At 43.0% G+C, this 651-nt stretch carries 2 protein-coding genes; one reads left to right on the top strand and one right to left on the bottom strand.

Features of this window, described 5'->3' with window-relative positions; genetic code table 11:
- Positions 1-335, top strand: a 335-nt coding sequence (locus R7R78_RS27090; RefSeq protein WP_225474732.1) for a phosphatidylglycerophosphatase A, incomplete at its 5' end; no start/stop codon positions are given.
- A 76-nt stretch (positions 336-411) separates the two neighbouring features.
- Here R7R78_RS27090 and R7R78_RS27085 read toward each other — a convergent pair.
- Positions 412-651: transketolase C-terminal domain-containing protein (locus R7R78_RS27085; RefSeq protein WP_318119654.1), on the bottom strand; the 240-nt coding region annotated here is incomplete at its 5' end.

Genomic DNA, 651 nt, shown 5'->3' with positions numbered 1-651 from the left:
TACTTTCGTGCGTGATTGGCATCAAAATCTGTCAAGTCACGTCAGATGATATGAAGGTGCATGATCACGGTTCAATTGTATGGGATGAGTTTGCGGGCTTTTGGATCACCATGAGTATGCCCCCAGCCCTGAATATTCCTCCCACGGAATGGAAATGGTTGTTGACGGGTTTCATTCTTTTCCGCTTTTTCGATATGGTCAAACCGTGGCCAATAGGTTGGTTAGACAAACGCATCCATGGCGGGCTTGGCATTATGCTCGATGATATTGTGGCGGGTATTATGGCAGGTATTGCTTTGTTTCTCGTTGCAAAGTATGCGGGTTGGATGAGTTAGTACATCACCTATCACTCGAAGAACAACAAGAATTAAAAAGGGATACCATTGGCATCCCTTTTTGCTATTTAATTGCTTACTTCGCAAGGTATTCCGCAATGGATTTTTCAATCCCTTTTGCGTCTAAACCAAGTTCTTCGTGAAGTTCTTCTTGAGTACCTTGATGGATGAATTTATCAGGTAAACCAAGATTGAGTACTGGTTTGATGATTTTCTCTTTCATCATAAATTCAATAACACCTGCACCAGCACCACCTGCGATTGCGTTCTCTTCTAGCGTGACAAGAACGTCATGTTCATCAGCGAGTTGGCGAAT

The sequence above is a fragment of the Vibrio sp. 2134-1 genome (assembly GCF_033339495.1).
The sequence above is the reverse complement of the archived record's forward strand: the minus strand, read 5'-3'. Positions and strand labels throughout refer to the sequence as shown.